This window comes from Streptomyces sclerotialus, assembly GCF_040907265.1.
GTDB lineage: Bacteria > Actinomycetota > Actinomycetes > Streptomycetales > Streptomycetaceae > Streptomyces > Streptomyces sclerotialus.
The window spans coordinates 1,838,054-1,853,355 of record NZ_JBFOHP010000002.1 but is presented as its reverse complement, the minus strand read 5'-3'; the positions used below and the strand labels follow the sequence as shown (position 1 = coordinate 1,853,355).

Below are 15,302 nucleotides of genomic sequence, written 5' to 3'. Positions count from 1 at the left end.
TCGCATGACAGGTATGACGCACGAGGACGGCAGCACCGCAAGCCGTGGGGGTGTGCCCGCGTTACCGGGTGTGGACAGCTTCGTGAAGGCCTTCGACCGGCTGGTGCTCCAGGAGCGGCGCGACCGCGGCAGGGTCCCGGTGGTCCTGCTCCTCGAACCGGGGACGGGGACGGCGGGGCGGCGCATCGTCGCCGGGCTGGGCTCCCGGCTCCGCGGCCAGGACCGGGTCCTCACCTCGCACGCCCACGTCGAGGCCGGCGCGCCCGCGGGCGTCCCGCTGGCCCTCTTCGACGACATCGTCAACCAGCTCACCGTCACGATGCCGCCCGGCACGGGCAAGCTGCGGCTGCCCCGTTACCGGCTGATGCGCGCGGTCGTCTCCGCCCCGCCCTTCGAGGGCGACCCCGCCCACCGTGAGTCCCGGCTCCGCAGGTACTGCTACAACGAGCACCGTCAGGGGTCGCGTCTCGCGGCCGGCCTGTGGTTCCTGGGCGGCCGCGGCGACCAGGGCGGCAGCGCTTTCTCGATGATCTGGAACTTCTTCGCCGGGCCGCTCTTCCAGGGGCTGCCCCGCCTGCTGTACGGGCGGCGGGCCGCCCGGCTGATGCTCGGCAGACCGCGCCGGCCCCGCTGGCACGCACAGTGGTACCGCGCCCAGCACGGCAGCTGGCCCACCGACTTCTTCCACTCCGCCACGGGCCTGGCAGGCGGCGGCCGGTACCGCGACGAGGTCACCCTCGACCGGGTCCTGCTGCACGCGCTGCTCGCCGATCTGGACGCCGCCTGCCGCTCCCGCCCGCTGCACCCCTGGCTGCGCCGCCGCCGTACCCGCTTCGTACTGCTCTTCGCCGAGTCCGGTTCCCAGGACTCGCGCGAGCAGCGCTTCCTGCGCGAGCTGCGCTCCGCCGCCGAGCACCTGCGCTGCACCTCGGTCCTGGTGGTGGCGGCGGGCGTGCGCTCCGTCGCCGGGCGCATTCCCGATATCGAGGCGGCCGGGCTCGCGGAGGCCGGACTGCGGCTCGCGGAGATCGCCGAGGCGGACCGCGAGTCGGGCGAGCCCACCGGGGTCGTCGTGCCCGTCACGGAGACCCCCGAGGACGACGAGCGGGCACGGTACTGGCTCGACCAGAACCCGGCCCTGCTGCCGCCCGTGCCCGGCTTCGGTCCCCGTACCGAAGTGGCGGCCTGTGCCGGGGCGTTGCTGCTGGCCTGCGCGGTGGTGCTCACCGCGGTGAGCGGCGTGCCGTTCACGCGGGACCCGGAGGACCGCTGCCGGGACCAGATGTTCCTGGGTGCGGACGGTACGTGCGTGGGAGTGGACACCGGCGCGAAGGGGCTCGGCAACGGGCCGTCGGAGCAGGCGCTCAAGGCGGTGCTGCGGCAGATCGAGCGGCAGAACGGGGCGGTGGAGAAGGCGGCGGAGGAGGGCGGTCCGGCCGGCCCGGCGCCCGTGCCCCGCTACCGTACCGTCGTCTACTTCGGTGCGCTCAGCGGGGGTAAGGGCGCCGAGGACGCGGTGCGTGGCGGCACCCTCCCGGCCCTGCGCGGCATCGCCCTCGCCCAGCGGGACGTCAACGCGGAGGCGGACAGCGGTGAGGACGTCCCGCTGCGGGTGATCGCCGCCGACGCGGGCGACCGGTACAAGGACGCCGAGGCGGTGGCCCGCCGGATCGCGGACCTGGCGCAGCACGGCGATCCGTCGATCGTCGGCGTCGTCGGTTTCGTGCAGAGCCGGCACAGCACCTTCAAGGCGGTGGAGATCCTCGACCGGGCGGGCATCCCGATGGTGGGCACCTCGGGGACCGCCGACGCCCTGGTGGCCCAGGGCAGGCACTACTACCAGCTCGCCCCCGTGGACGACCGGGGCGCGCGGGCCATGGCCGGGTTCGCCGCCGAGGCGGACTTCGTGCGCACCGCTTCGGGCGTCCGTACCGCGAAGCGCGCGGTGCTGGTGTACGACGAGGCGGACCCCTACAGCGCGGGGCTCGGCACCTCCTTCCGCACGTATTACGGCAGCGGGCGCACGGACGTCCTCACGTACACGCCGCGTGATGCGCCCGAGCCCACCACGGGTGCCGCGGCGGCGGGTGCCCGGCGCCAGGACAGCCTGCACGCCCTGGCCGGCCAGGTCTGCGACGCGGTGCGGGAGGAGCCGCGGACGGCGCTGGTGTGGACGGCGCGGGGCGCCCAGTTCACCCAGTTCCTGCGGGCCTTCGACGAGCAGGCCACGAGCTGCCCCCGGCTCAGCGTGCTCGGCGGTGACGACGTGACCAACGCGCTGATACAGCAGGACCATCCGTGGCAGCTCTTCCCGGGCCTGGACCTGTACTACCTCAGCAGCGCCAGCGCACCGCTGCTGAAGGAGAACGCGGAGGCCCGGACGTTCACCGCCGCGTACGTCCGGGAGTACCGGCACGACACCGCCGCCCTGAACAAGGCGCTGGTGCACGACGGGCACGCGGCCGTGGCCTGGGACGCGCTGCACTACCTGGCCAAGGGCGTGGACGCGGCGTGGCAGGCCACCGGTGAGCAGCGGGACGGCGCGCTCGGCCGGTCCGCCGTGCAGACCGCCCTCTTCCAGGGCGTCGGCGGCTACGACGGCGCCACGGGCCGTGTCGACGCCATCGGCCGGCACGGCCGGCTCACCCCGGACAAGCTGGTGTTCGTCCTCCGCGGTCACCCGGGCGGCAGTCCGACGCCGGAGCTGGTGTGCGGCACCGTCAACGCCCATGAGCAGCGCCGGCACTGGGGCCCGGGCGGCGCCCACCGCTGCCCGGACTGAGGTGAAGCGCGCCCCGGGCGCCGGGCGGGGGCGGTGCGCTTCACACCCCGTGTGAACTTCCCCTGTCTACGCTGAGGACGAGGCGAAACGCGCCCGCCGCTGACGTCGGCGCGGACCGGGAGGGGGCCATGGAGCCCAACACCCTGCTCGATGCGATCCTGGACGAGGCGGGCATCTCGCACGCCGGGCTCGCCGTGCACATCAACCAGCTCGGCCGCCGCCGCGGCCTGTCCCTGCGGTACGAACACACCGCCGTGGCCCGCTGGCTGAAGGGACAGCGGCCGCGCGGCCAGGTGCCGGACCTGATCTGCGAGATCCTCAGCGAGCGGCTGCACCGCCCGGTCAGCCTGGACGACATCGGGCTGAGCCGGCCCGGTACCCGCCGTGCCCCGGAGACCCCGCTCTCCGGCTTCGTCGAACGGGCCACGGCCCTGTGGCGCTCCGACGAGCAGCAGCGTCCGCACGTCCTCAGCGCGCCCGCGCTCACCGGCACCTCCGCCGTCATGCCCGTATGGGAGTGGGAGAACCCACCGGAGGACTCCGACGTCTCGCGCAGCGGCCTGACCCGGGTGTCCATGGCCGACATCGAGATGCTGCGGTCGGCGCGTACGCACTACGAGCAGATGTACCGCAAGGCCGGCGGGGTGGCGACCAGGGCACGCATCGTCGGCTTCCTCAACACCGAGGCGGCGCCGCTGCTGAGGGGCAGCTACACCGACGCCACCGGCCGCCAGCTGCACCGGGCCACCGGCGGACTGGTGGCCGTGGCCGGCATCTGTGCGTACGACTCGGACGCCTTCGGGCTCGCGCAGCGCTACTTCCACCAGGCGCTGCGGCTGGCCAAGGCGAGCGGCGACCGGGGGCTCGGCGCGTACATCATCGCCCTGCTGGTGAACCAGTCGCTGTTCACCCGGGAGTACCGCCAGGCGGTCGCCTTCGCCGAGGCGGCGCTGCGCGCGGCGGGTCCGCACATCACCCCGGCGCTGGCCGCCGACCTGTACGCGATGCAGGCGAAGGCGTACGCACGGCTGGGCGACGGGACGGGCGCGCTCTCCTGCATCCGCCGGGCCGAGGCCGCGGCGGAGCGGATCCGCCCGGGCCAGGAGCCGGACGAGACGGGGTACGTCCAGCCGGGCCTGGTCAACGTACAGGTGGCGGAGGCACTGCTCAGCCTGGGTGACCTCCGGGCCGCACGGGAGCAGGCGACCGCCGCCGTCGACACCCCCGCGCACGACCGCGGACGGGTGCACCGGCTGGCCATGCTCGCGCACATCGAGTTGAGACAGGGAGAGACAGAGCGCGCCGTGGCCAGTGCGACGCAGATGGCCGAACAGGCACGGGGCATGGAGTCGCAGCGGTTACGGGACCGTCTTCGGGCGGTACGCGAACTCCTTGCCGAAACCGGAAGCAGCGCCACCGACGCCGCGGCCGACTTGATCGACGAGGCGTTGCGCGTTCCGCTCTGACGGATGGCTCGTGTCCACGTGCCATCTCTACGGCGGAAGGTGGCAGACACGTGCGATGGAAGAACCTCAAGGAGCAGACCGTGTACGAGAACCGCTGGTTCCGGGTCAATCTCGCCGATGTGGAACTCCCGGACGGGCGGCACCTGGACCACTACCTGATCCGCATGCGGGCGGTCGCGGTGGCCACGGTGGTCAACGAGGCCAACGAGGTGCTGCTGCTCTGGCGGCACCGTTTCATCACCGACACCTGGGGCTGGGAGCTGGCCGCCGGGGTGGTCGAGGACGGCGAGGACGTCGCCGTCGCGGCCGCCCGTGAGATGGAGGAGGAGACCGGCTGGCGGCCGGGCCCCCTCCAGCACCTGATGACCGTGGAGCCGTCCAACGGCCTCACGGACGCCCGGCACCACGTCTACTGGACCGACCAGGCGGAGTACGTCGGCCACCCCGAGGACGACTTCGAGTCCGACCGGCGGGAGTGGATCCCGCTCAAGCTGGTGCCGGACATGGTGGCGCGGGGTGAGGTACCGGCCGCCAACATGGCGGCGGCGCTGCTGATGCTGCACCACCTCCGCCTGGGCTGAGCGAACACCCGGGGCGCGCGGCCCTGGGCTGACCGGCGCCCGGCCCGGCGACGCCCGTCAGGGCCGTTGCGGACGCCGCCCGGCGCCGGTCAGGTCAAGGTGAACCGGCCTCGGTCAGGTCGTCAGGACCTGCCACACGGCGACCGCCAGGGCCGCGATCCCGGTGAGCGCGGCGACGGACGGCAGTGGCCACCGTCCGTGTTCGATGCGGGTCAGCCGGCTGTGCAGCTCGTCCGCGTCGCGCTCGTACTGCTCGGTGCGCTGCGCGAGCAGCGCGAGCTGGCCGTCGACGCGCGCTGTGCGCACGTCACAGCAGCGTCTGAGCTCCGCCACGTCGCTGGCCACCTGGTCGGTTTCTGGGTGGGCGGTCACGGTCCGCTCCTCATTCCTCTCGGAAACTCGGCGTTTTTTCGTACTACGGACAGTGAACAGGCTTGTGGGGAAAGGCGGGAGAGTGTGCGGCAGGAATATGCGTGTCAACGTCGCACACCCCGTGTGAATACGGTGCCGTGGACGGCACGGCCGGGGGTGTGCGGGCTTCGCACGGGGTGTGAACCGCGCACTCCAACCGGGGCCCTTCACACGGTCCCGGCCGTGGCGGGCGTGCAGTTGACTCAGGAGGGCCACGGGGGCAGCAGCCGGCGGACCGGGCGCCCCGCCGGCGGTGTCCGACCGCCGTCTTTCCCCCGAGCGGCGGCGGACGGCCGGACGGCCCACGCCTTCTGACGCCGTCCGGCGCCCCCGTGGAACGGCGACGGCCCGTGCCGCTCCGGAAGGAAGGGAGCGGCACGGGCCGGTGCGCGCGTGGCAGCCGGGCCGCGCGGGGACCTCAGTACGGGTAGAAGCCCGAGCCGGTCTTGCGGCCCAGCCGGCCCGCGTCGACCATCCGCTGCAGCAGCGGGGGAGCGGCGTACAGCGGCTCCTTGAACTCCTCGTACATCGAGTCGGCGACCGAGGCGACGGTGTCCAGGCCGATCAGGTCGGACAGCTTCAGCGGGCCCATCGGGTGGGCGCAGCCGAGCTCCATGCCGTTGTCGATGTCCTCGCGGCTGGCGATGCCGGACTCGAACATCCGGATCGCGGAGAGCAGGTACGGGATCAGGAGCGCGTTCACGACGAAGCCGGAGCGGTCCTGGGCGCGGATGGCGTGCTTGCCCAGGTGGTTCTCGACCAGCGCCTCGGCGCGCTTGATGGTCTCCTCGCCGGTGGTGAGCGCCGGGATGATCTCGACCAGCTTCTGCACCGGGGCGGGGTTGAAGAAGTGGATGCCGATGACCTGGTCGGGGCGGGAGGTCGCGACGGCCAGCTTCACCAGCGGAATGGAGGAGGTGTTGGAGGCGAGGATGGCGTCCGGACGCGTCACCACTTGGTCGAGGACCTGGAAGATCTCGGTCTTGACCTGCTCGTTCTCCACGACCGCCTCGACGACCAGGTCACGGTCGGCGAATTCGCCCAGGTCGGTCGTGAAGCTGAGCCGGTCGAGCGTCGCGTCCCGCTCGGCATTGGTGATCTTGCCGCGTTCGGCGGCCTTGCCGAGGGAGTTGGTGAGGCGGGTGCGGCCGATCTCAAGGGCCTCGCCGGTGGTCTCGGCGACCATGACCTCCAGGCCGGCCCGGGCACATACCTCCGCGATACCAGCGCCCATTTGGCCGCAGCCGACCACTCCGACGCGTTCGATGTCGGTCACATCGTGCCTTTCGCTGATCTTCGGGACCGGCGGGAGCCGTAAGGGTCCGACGCCCGCCTCGGCCCCGACGTTACTCCGCGCGCTGGTGCGCAGGGGCGGGCGGGGCGGGCATTCTGAGCGTGGAGAGCTCACGTACCGGACGGATTGGGGTGGTGGCATGCGACGAATAGGAAATATCACCCGAAGAGGATTCGCTGTGGCCGCGCTGGGGGTGGCGTCCTCGGCACTGTGGACACCGGGCGCCGCGGCGAGCCCCCGGGGCGGGGGCGGTGCCGCCGAGGGAACCGCAGCAGCCGCCGGCCGCCGGGGGCCGGGCGGCGGGAACACCCACCGGCCGGAGTTCCGGGGCATGTGGCTGGCGACCGTGGCCAACCGCGACTGGCCCTCCAAGCCGGGCCTGACCGCCGCGCAGCAGCAGGCCGAGCTGCTGGCCTACTTCGACGAGGCGGCAGCGGCACGTCTGAACGCGGTCCTCTTCCAGGTACGTCCCACGGCCGACGCGCTGTGGCCCTCGCCCCACGAGCCGTGGTCGCAGTACCTCACCGGAGTCCAGGGCCGCGACCCCGGCTGGAACCCGCTGGAATTCGCCGTCCGCGAGGCGCACGAGCGCGGCCTGGAACTGCACGCCTGGTTCAACCCGTACCGGATCGCCAACCATGCCGACCCGGGCAAGCTGATCCCCACCCATCCCGCCAGGGTCCACCCCGACTGGGTGCTGTCCTACGGCGGCAAGCTCTACTACAACCCCGGCCTGCCGGAGGTCCGGGCCTTCGTCCTCGACGCGATCATGGACGCGGTACGCCGCTACCCCGTGGACGGTGTCCACTTCGACGACTACTTCTACCCCTATCCGGTCGCGGGCCAGACGCTCAACGACGACGCGGCCTACGCGGAACACGGCGGCGGCTTCCCGGACCGGGCGAGCTGGCGCCGGGACAACGTCGACCGGCTGGTGCGCGAGCTGGGGGAGCGGGTGCACGCGACCCGGCGCACCGCCCGCTTCGGCGTCAGCCCGTTCGCCGTCTGGCGCAACAAGGGCACCGATCCGACGGGCTCCGACACCCAAGCGGGCGTACAGACGTACGACGATCTGTACGCCGACACCCGTAAGTGGGTCCGCGAGGGGTGGCTCGACTACATCGTCCCGCAGGTCTACTGGAACATCGGCTTCGCCGCCGCCGACTACGCCAAGCTCGTGCCCTGGTGGGCCCGGACCGTGGACGGCACCAAGGTGCACCTCTACATCGGCGAGGCGCTCTACAAGGCGGGCGACCCCGCCCAGCCCGCCGCCTGGCAGAACCCGAAGGAGCTCTCCCGCCACCTCACCTTCGACGAGCGCTACAAGCAGGTGCGCGGCAACGTCTACTTCTCGGCCAAGGAAGTGGCCACGGACCGTACCGGCGCGATGGCCCGCGTGGTGGCCGATCACTATCCGACCCGGGTGCGGCCGCCGCGCTGACGGCCCGCAGGCCCGGCGGCCGGCACGCCGATGGCCGGTCGTGACCGGCGCCCGGAACGGCTGCCGGGCCTAGACTGACCGTACGGGCGCGGCCCCTCAGCGGTACCGGCAGCGCGCCCCCTGACGGCTGCGGCCGGCGTGTCCGGGCGCACCCGACCATCCGGATGTGGAGGTCACCTCTGATGCACGCTGAAAAGGGCGACCGTTTGCTCATGCACGGCAGGGTCGTCGGGCAGCGGGACCGGGTCGCCGAGGTCGTCGAAGTGCTCGGCGAGAGCGGGACCCCGCCGTACCGCGTCCGCTTCGAGGACGGCCACGAAACGATCATGTCGCCCGGCCCCGACACCGTCGTACGGCACCCGGACCAGGCGACCGGCTGACAGTGGCCGGCGCCGGGGGCGGCGGACGGAAAACCGTTCGACGTCCCCGGGCCGGTCTGCCAGGCTCCGGCCATGATCGCCACACCCGGTCCGGAGCTGCCGGCCCCCGACGGCTACGAGATCTCCACCGACCCCGCCCGCCTGGACCGCGCCCTGGTCCACCACTGGCTGTCCACGGATGCGTACTGGGCGCTGGGCCGCCCCCGTGAACGCCAGGACCGGGCGATCGACGGGTCCCTCAACTTCGGGGTGTACGAGATGGCGTCGGGCCGCCAGGCCGGGTACGCACGGGTGGTCACCGACCACGCCACCTTCGCGTGGCTCTGCGACGTCTACATCGACCGCGCCGCGCGCGGCAGGGGGCTGGGCGGGGCGCTCGCCACCGCCGTCCGCGACCATCTGGCACCGTGCGGGCTGCGCCGGATCATGCTCGCCACGGAGGACGCGCACGGCGTGTACGAACGCGTCGGCTTCCGCCGCATCACGGACCCCGAGAAGTGGATGGCGCTCGCCCTCGCCGGGGTCGCCGGACCCGCCCCCGGGGCGGAACATCACGCTCCGGGCGTCGAAACCGAACATGCCCCGTAAATATGTGAGTTGAGGGGGTTCACAGGGAGACCGGCGCTCTTACCATCACCGAATGACTGTTCGCCTCACGCTGGTCGCTGCCGGGCGCAGCTCCTCGTTGCTCGAAGCCCGCTTCGACGACGACCGGCCGCTGGACGCGATGGGGTGGCACGAGGTCGAGCGGGCCGCACCGGCCATGAACCCGCTGGCCGCCGCCGAGCTGCGCTACTGCTCGCCCTCGGCCCGCAGCCGGGAGACCGGCGAGCTGCTCGGCTTCACCCCACTGGTCCAGCCCGCGCTACGGGACTGCGACATGGGCCGGTGGCGCGGGCGCACGCTGCGGGACGTGGCGGCCACCGAACCGCAGGCCGTCGACGCCTGGCTGGCCGACCCCCGCGCGGCCCCGCACGGCGGCGAGTCGCTGCTGGCGTTCATCACCCGCGTCGGCCGCTGGCTGGACACCCGCCCGGTCGGCGACGGCGGCAGCGCCCTGGCCGTCGCCGATCCCGGCGTCATCCGCGCGGCCCTCATCTACGCCCTCCGCGTCCCGCCGCACGCCTACTGGCATCTGGACGTCCTCCCCCTCTCCGTCACCGCCCTGCACGGCCACCCCGGCGCCTGGACCCTCGTCCTGTCCGCCTAGGGCGCCCCTTCCGCGGTGGCCGGGCTCAGAGGGTGACGTCGACCGTGCGGTCTTCCAGCCCGTCGAGGACGGGCCGCCCGGGATCGCCGCGCGGGCGCTGAGGGGGCGTCATGCGGGCCCATGCCGGCCGCGCCCCCGGGCCCGCCGCCCGGCATTTCCCTCCCGTGCGCTCAGCCCAGCTGCCGCACCGGAGCCCCCGCGACGAACGCCGCGATGTCCTCCACCGCCTGCCGGAAGTACCCCTCGTAGTTGCGCCGCGTCACATAGCCCAGATGCGGAGTGGCCAGCAGATTCGGCAGCGACCTGTACGGATGGTCCGCCGGCAGCGGCTCCTGGTCGAACACGTCCACTCCCGCGCCCGCGATCCGGCCCTCGCGCAGCGCCGTCGCGAGCGCGTCCTGATCGACGATGGCGGCTCGCGAGGTGTTGACGAGGTACGCCGTCGGCCGCATCCGCTTCAGCTCGGCGGCACCGACGAGACCCCGCGTACGCTCCCCGAGCACCAGGTGCACGGAGACGAAGTCGCTGCTCTCCAGCAGCTCTTCGAGGGAGGACGCGCGGCGCACGCCCGCCGCTTCCGTACGCTCGTCCGTGAGGTTCTCGCTCCAGGCCGCCACGTCCATCCCGAAGGCCTGCCCGACCGCGGCGACCCGTGTGCCGGTCTTCCCCAGGCCCAGCAGCCCGAGCCGCTTCCCGTACAGGTCGGCACCTACCGTCTGCTGCCACGGCCCGCCTTCCCGCAGCGCACCGTTCTCCCGGACGACGTTGCGGGCGAGGCCCAGCAGCAGCGCCCAGGTCAGCTCGACCGGCGGCTCGCTGTTGCCGGCCGTGCCGCACACGGTCACGCCGTGGCGGGCCGCTGCCGCCAGGTCGATGGCGGCGTTGCGCATGCCCGAGGTGATCAGCAGCCGCAGCCGGGGCAGCCGTGCGAACAGCTCGGCGGGGAACGGCGTCCGTTCCCGCATGGCGACGAGGATCTCGCAGTCCCCGACGGTCTCGGCCAGCCGCTCCTGGTCCCCGATGTACTCCCGTACCACCCGTACGTCGACGTCCCCGTACACCGCGCCCCAGTCCGCCATGGACAGCGCGACGCCCTGGTAGTCGTCGAGCACCGCACACCGCAGCGTCATCTTCCGCCCCTCCTGTCAGCCGGCCGCAACCGGGCCAGTCTCTCCCACGGGCGCCCGGCGACCCGGCGGATCACCTGTCTGTCTTGTTCCCGCGCATGGCGAGACCTTACAAACCCTGGCGACCGGACTCAGTTGATCACCGCACCTGTTTCCCTGCAAATCCCTTGGCACAGTGGTCGACGACCCGACGGCTCGGCGTGCAGTCGAGGGCTTCGGCCGCGCGAAGAGTTGTCTCTCTCCTATAAAGGGGGCTCGCCCATGAGTGTGGACACCGACAACGTTCTGGTCACCGGCCTGGGAGCCACGACACCGCTCGGCGGGGACGCCGAGTCGACCTGGAACGCGATGCTGGCCGGCCGGTCGGGCATCGGCCCGATCGAGGAGGAATGGGCGGACCAGCTGCCCGGCCGGATCGCGGGCCGGCTCGCGGTGGAACCGTCCGCGGTGCTGGACCGGGTGCAGGCCCGCCGGATGGACCGCTGTGAGCAGGTCGCACTGGTCGCCGCGCGCGAGGCCTGGGCCGACGCGGGCACGCCGGACGTCGACCCGGAGCGGCTGGCCGTGGTGATCGGCACGGGCACCGGCGGCGCGCTCACCATGCTGGGCCAGGACGACGTGCTGGAGGCCTCCGGCGTACGCCGGGTGTCGCCGCACACCGTGCCGATGCTGATGGCGAACGGCCCCGCCGCCTGGGTCAGCATCGAACTCGGCGCCCGCGGCGGCGCCCACACCCCGGTCAGCGCCTGCGCTTCCGGGGCCGAGGCGATCGCCATGGGGCTGGACCTGATCCGGCTCGGCCGCGCCGACGTGGTCGTCGCGGGCGGCGCCGAGGCGTGCATCTGCCCGCTGACCATGGCGGGGTTCGCGCAGGCCAAGGCGCACTCGACGCGCAACGACGCGCCGCAGCGGGCGTCCCGCCCCTTCGACGTGTACCGCGACGGCTTCGTGATCGGCGAGGGCGCCGCCGTGGTCGTGCTCGAACGCGCCGGATTCGCGGCCGCCCGCTCCGCCCGCGCACACGCCACCCTCGCCGGGGCCGGCGTCACCTCGGACGCCTTCCACATCACGGCCGCCCACCCCGAGGGACAGGTCCGCGCCATGCGCCGGGCGCTGTCCGAGGCCGGGCTCGCGCCGCAGGACATCGGACTGGTCCACGCGCACGCGACGTCCACGCCCAAGGGCGACCTCGCCGAGGCACAGTCGGTCACCGAGGCGGTGGGCAGCCACCCGGCCGTCACCGCGACCAAGTCGATGACCGGTCACCTCTTCGGAGCCGCGGGCTCGCTCGGCGCGCTCGCGACGATCCTCGCGGTACGGGACGGCGTCGTGCCCGCGACCGTGAACGTCGACACCCTCGACCCGGAGGTGAAGCTCGACGTCGTCACCGGCACCGCGCGCCGCACCCCCGTACGGGCCGCCCTGACCAACTCCTTCGGCTTCGGCGGCCACAACGCGTCGCTGGCCTTCACCCCGGCCCCCTGACGGGCGGTCCGCACGCCCTGGTGCCTCAGCCGGGACCCGGCCGGGGTGCCAGGGTGCGTGCTACTGTCGCTGCGGAGAGACCGAGCGGTGACGGAGGTGAGTCGATGACTGCCGTGGCGAACGCCGCTGTGCGCGGCGCCCGGGCCATCCTCACTTCCCGGGTCCCGGCCTGACCCGTGTCACCCGCCCGGTGACGCCGGGCACGCCTCCGTGCGTACCGGGACCCTGATCACAGGGGTTTCCACGTTGTCTTCTACTTCCTCACCTTTCTCCGACGCCCTCCACGAGGCGTTCTTCGCGCTGCACCACGGGCTGCCCAGGCAGGGACCCGGGTCGGACGCCACCACCCGGCGGCTGCTCCGGTCGGCGAGACCGCTGCCGCAGCACCCGCGCGTACTGGACCTGGGCTGCGGCCCCGGCCGCTCCGCGCTGCTGCTGGCAGCCGAGGCCGGTGCCCAGGTCACCTGCGTCGACCTGCACCAGCCCTTCCTCGACGAGCTGACCGCCGCCGCTGCCCGGCGCGGCCTGGGCTCGCGGATCACCACGGTCAACTGCTCCATGGACCGCCTGCCCTTCCCCGACCATGCCTTCGACCTGGTCTGGGCGGAGGGCTCGGCGTACGTCGTCGGCTTCGAGGCCGCACTGCGCGGCTGGCGCCGGCTCCTGGCGCCGGACGGTGCCCTGGTCGTCACCGAGCCCGAGTGGTCCGTCCCCGCCCCGTCCCCGCGGGCACGGGCCTTCTGGGACGCCGCGTACCCACTGCGTACCGCCGCGGAGAACACCGCGCTCGCCGAGGCGGCCGGATACCGGGTCGACGCCCGTCTGCCCCAGCCGGACAGCGACTGGTGGGCGGAGTACTACGACCCGCTCGCCGAGCGGATCGCGGCGGCCGACCCGGAGCGGCCCGGCATGGCACAGGCGCTGGCCGGGGCCCGGGAGGAGATCGCCCTCCGCCGGGAGCACGGCGGCGAGTACGACTACGCGGGCTACGTCCTGCGCCCCCACCCGGCCCCCGGGACCGCCGCCGGATGGCTCACCCGTCCCGAAGCACCGGGTGACGCCGCCGCCGTCCGCGCGGTCGACCTCGCCGCCTTCCCCACCCCGGAGGAGGCCGGCATCGTCGACGCGCTGCGCGCCGATCCCGGTGCGTGGCTCGACGGCCTGTCCCTGGTGGTCCAGGCGCCCGACGGCACGCTCGCCGGGCACGCGCTGCTCACCCGCTGCCATGTCGGCGGTCACCCCGCGCTCGCGCTCGCGCCCGTCGCGGTGCTCCCCGCCCACCAGCGGCGGGGCGCCGGCTCGGCCGTGATCCGCGCCGCGCTGGAGGCCGCCCGCGCGGCCGGGGAGCACCTGGTGCTGGTCCTGGGGCACCCGGAGTACTACCCCAGGTTCGGCTTCGCGCCCGCCTCCCGCTGGGGCATCAGGGCGCCGTTCGAGGTGCCGGACGAGGCGATGATGGCCCTTCCGCTCGATGCGGCCCGGCCGGTCCCCGGCGGGGTGATCCGGTACCCGGCCGCCCTCGGGGGCTGACCCGCCGGTGACACGGCCCCGTGGCCGGCAGCCCGCCGGCCACGGGGCCCGGCCGGCTCAGCCCGCCAGCTGTCCCAGGAGCTGCCAGGTCCGGCGCCGGTCGGCGGCACCGGCGATCTCCGTGCCGGTGAGGACCACCTCCGTCGCCCCGGCGTCGCGGTAGCGGCGCACCTCGTCGGCGACCGTCCGCTCGTCGCCGATCACCGCGACGTCGGCGGCGCGCTTGCCGCCCGACAGCTCGATGACCCGGGCGTAGGAGGGGACCTGCTCGTAGAAGGCGAGCTGCTCGGTGACCGTCTCGCGCACGGCGTCGGCGTCGTCGGTGACCACGCCGGGCACGAGCGCCACGATGCGGGGCGCGGGGCGCCCGGCGGCCTCCGCCGCCGCGGTGACGGCCGGGACGATGTGCTCGGCGAGCGCGCGCGGCCCCGCGAGGTACGGCAGGATCCCGTCCGCCAGTTCCCCGCTGGCCCGCAGCGCCTGCGGGCCCATCGCGGCGACGAGCAGCGGTACGCCGGCGTCGGCGCCCGGTACGCGGGCCGGGATCGGGGTGGCCGCGGTGAGCAGCTCGCCGTGGAAGTCGGCGGTGCCGGTCGTGGTCAGCTGCCGCAGCGCGGTGAGGAATTCCCGGAGCCGGGCGACGGGGCGTTCGAAGGGGAGGCCGAAGCCCGTCTCGGTCAGGAGCTTGGTGCCGAGGGCGATGCCGAGGTGGTAACGGCCGTGCGTGGCCGCCTGGGCGGTCAGGGCCTGGCTCGCGACGGTCAGGGGGTGCCGTCCGAAGACGGGGATCGCGGACGTGCCCACCTCGAGGCCGGGGGCCGCCCGCCCGGCGAGCGCCGCGAGCTGTGGTGAGTCGGCGCCGAAGGTCTGGCCGAACCAGGCGGACCGCAGGCCCGCGGCCGCCGCCTCTTCGGCCAACTGCACGGTGGCGTCGATCTGGTTGCCGGACCTTGTCGCGTCGATTGCTACTCCGACTGTCATGCCCCTGAGAACCCTGACCGCCCGGGTGCCCATTCCGCCCGTACGTGACAACTTCTTGTCGGTCGCGTGAACCCGGCCATTCCGTCAGTCCTGTGCACCCGGCCGGTCCGGGGCCGCGGCCGTGAGGTGGGTCAGGACGCACTGCCAGCGGCCGTCCCGTCGTACGAACACGTCCGTCGTCCACTCGTCCGCGTCGAGGCGCTCGCCCCGGTAGTGGGCCGTGTTCGTGATCCTTCCGGTGACGAGCGCGGTGTCGCCGTGGACGCGGACCCGGGGCGGGCCGAGGTAGCGCATCGCCGAGTGCGTCAGCTCGCCGGACTCGACGAGCGACAGGAACTGCTCCCTCGGCGCGATGCCCGACGAGGAGACGCTCACCCATTCCTCGGCCATGAAGCCGGCGATGCGCGCGGCGTCACCGGCGACGAGGGCAGCCGCCCAGTCAGCGGTGAGCCCGATGAGCGCTTCCGCCACGTCACAGCCCGGTTCCTGCGGGTCGGGGGGAGGCTGTCCGTCCACGTTCCGACCGTAGGCGGGCCGGGCCGGCTGCGCGAGCACATGCACGGCGTTGCATAAAAGTGCCTTGGTCCGTATAGTCATGCCATCGATGAGGAGGA

Annotated in this window: 14 protein-coding genes; 9 read left to right on the top strand and 5 right to left on the bottom strand. The window is 73.5% G+C overall.

Going from position 1 to position 15,302, the window contains the following annotated elements:
* The first annotated feature begins 4 nt into the window (after positions 1–4).
* From AAC944_RS08290 to AAC944_RS08280, 3 genes are all read left to right on the top strand, one after another.
* Positions 5–2,782: a type 1 periplasmic-binding domain-containing protein gene (locus tag AAC944_RS08290; RefSeq protein WP_196943040.1), complete on the top strand. Its 2,778-nt coding sequence runs from the start codon at positions 5–7 to the stop codon at positions 2,780–2,782.
* 128 nt (positions 2,783–2,910) lie between these two features.
* Entirely contained in the window at positions 2,911–4,248 is a 1,338-nt protein-coding gene (locus AAC944_RS08285) for an NsdA family TPR-like regulatory protein (protein WP_030616298.1), read from the top strand.
* Between the two features lie 50 nt (positions 4,249–4,298).
* Positions 4,299–4,829 (top strand): NUDIX hydrolase, encoded by a 531-nt coding sequence (locus tag AAC944_RS08280; protein WP_030616295.1) that lies wholly within the window; start codon positions 4,299–4,301, stop codon positions 4,827–4,829.
* Positions 4,830–4,943: 114 nt separating this feature from the next.
* Here the strand turns inward: AAC944_RS08280 and AAC944_RS08275 are convergent, their stop codons facing one another.
* The gene (locus tag AAC944_RS08275) at positions 4,944–5,201 is read right to left on the bottom strand and encodes a hypothetical protein (protein WP_030616292.1); all 258 of its coding nucleotides are present in this window, start codon (positions 5,199–5,201) and stop codon (positions 4,944–4,946) included.
* Between the two features lie 457 nt (positions 5,202–5,658).
* The gene (locus AAC944_RS08270; protein WP_030616289.1) at positions 5,659–6,516 is read right to left on the bottom strand and encodes a 3-hydroxybutyryl-CoA dehydrogenase; all 858 of its coding nucleotides are present in this window, start codon (positions 6,514–6,516) and stop codon (positions 5,659–5,661) included.
* A gap of 205 nt (positions 6,517–6,721) precedes the next feature.
* On the opposite strand from AAC944_RS08270, the gene AAC944_RS08265 reads away from it, so the two are divergent.
* The 4 genes from AAC944_RS08265 to AAC944_RS08250 all read left to right on the top strand — a co-directional run bounded on the left by AAC944_RS08265 (position 6,722) and on the right by AAC944_RS08250 (position 9,565).
* Entirely contained in the window at positions 6,722–7,975 is a 1,254-nt protein-coding gene (locus AAC944_RS08265) for a glycoside hydrolase family 10-like protein (RefSeq protein ID WP_490368282.1), read from the top strand.
* Between the two features lie 182 nt (positions 7,976–8,157).
* Complete coding sequence (locus AAC944_RS08260) at positions 8,158–8,355, top strand: DUF1918 domain-containing protein (protein ID WP_030616285.1); 198 nt, start codon at positions 8,158–8,160, stop codon at positions 8,353–8,355.
* A 72-nt stretch (positions 8,356–8,427) separates the two neighbouring features.
* On the top strand, positions 8,428–8,943 hold the full coding sequence (locus tag AAC944_RS08255; RefSeq protein ID WP_051871870.1) for a GNAT family N-acetyltransferase: 516 nt from the start codon (positions 8,428–8,430) through the stop codon (positions 8,941–8,943).
* 52 nt (positions 8,944–8,995) lie between these two features.
* Entirely contained in the window at positions 8,996–9,565 is a 570-nt protein-coding gene (locus tag AAC944_RS08250; RefSeq protein WP_030616278.1) for a histidine phosphatase family protein, read from the top strand.
* 170 nt (positions 9,566–9,735) lie between these two features.
* On the opposite strand, the gene AAC944_RS08245 is transcribed toward AAC944_RS08250, so the two are convergent.
* On the bottom strand, positions 9,736–10,695 hold the full coding sequence (locus AAC944_RS08245; protein WP_030616275.1) for a D-2-hydroxyacid dehydrogenase family protein: 960 nt from the start codon (positions 10,693–10,695) through the stop codon (positions 9,736–9,738).
* 258 nt (positions 10,696–10,953) lie between these two features.
* On the opposite strand from AAC944_RS08245, the gene AAC944_RS08240 reads away from it, so the two are divergent.
* Together AAC944_RS08240 and AAC944_RS08235 are read left to right on the top strand one after the other, a co-directional pair.
* Complete coding sequence (locus AAC944_RS08240) at positions 10,954–12,177, top strand: beta-ketoacyl-[acyl-carrier-protein] synthase family protein (RefSeq protein ID WP_030616272.1); 1,224 nt, start codon at positions 10,954–10,956, stop codon at positions 12,175–12,177.
* Between the two features lie 246 nt (positions 12,178–12,423).
* A complete protein-coding gene (locus AAC944_RS08235) occupies positions 12,424–13,707 on the top strand; it encodes a GNAT family N-acetyltransferase (protein ID WP_030616270.1) in 1,284 nt (427 codons plus the stop codon).
* A 57-nt stretch (positions 13,708–13,764) separates the two neighbouring features.
* Here AAC944_RS08235 and AAC944_RS08230 read toward each other — a convergent pair whose 3' ends face one another.
* Positions 13,765–14,688, bottom strand: coding sequence for a TIGR03564 family F420-dependent LLM class oxidoreductase (locus AAC944_RS08230; protein WP_030616268.1), 924 nt, complete (start codon positions 14,686–14,688; stop codon positions 13,765–13,767).
* Between the two features lie 84 nt (positions 14,689–14,772).
* Positions 14,773–15,204, bottom strand: a complete 432-nt coding sequence (locus AAC944_RS08225; RefSeq protein ID WP_030616265.1) for a nuclear transport factor 2 family protein — start codon at positions 15,202–15,204, stop codon at positions 14,773–14,775.
* Positions 15,205–15,302: the final 98 nt, after the last annotated feature.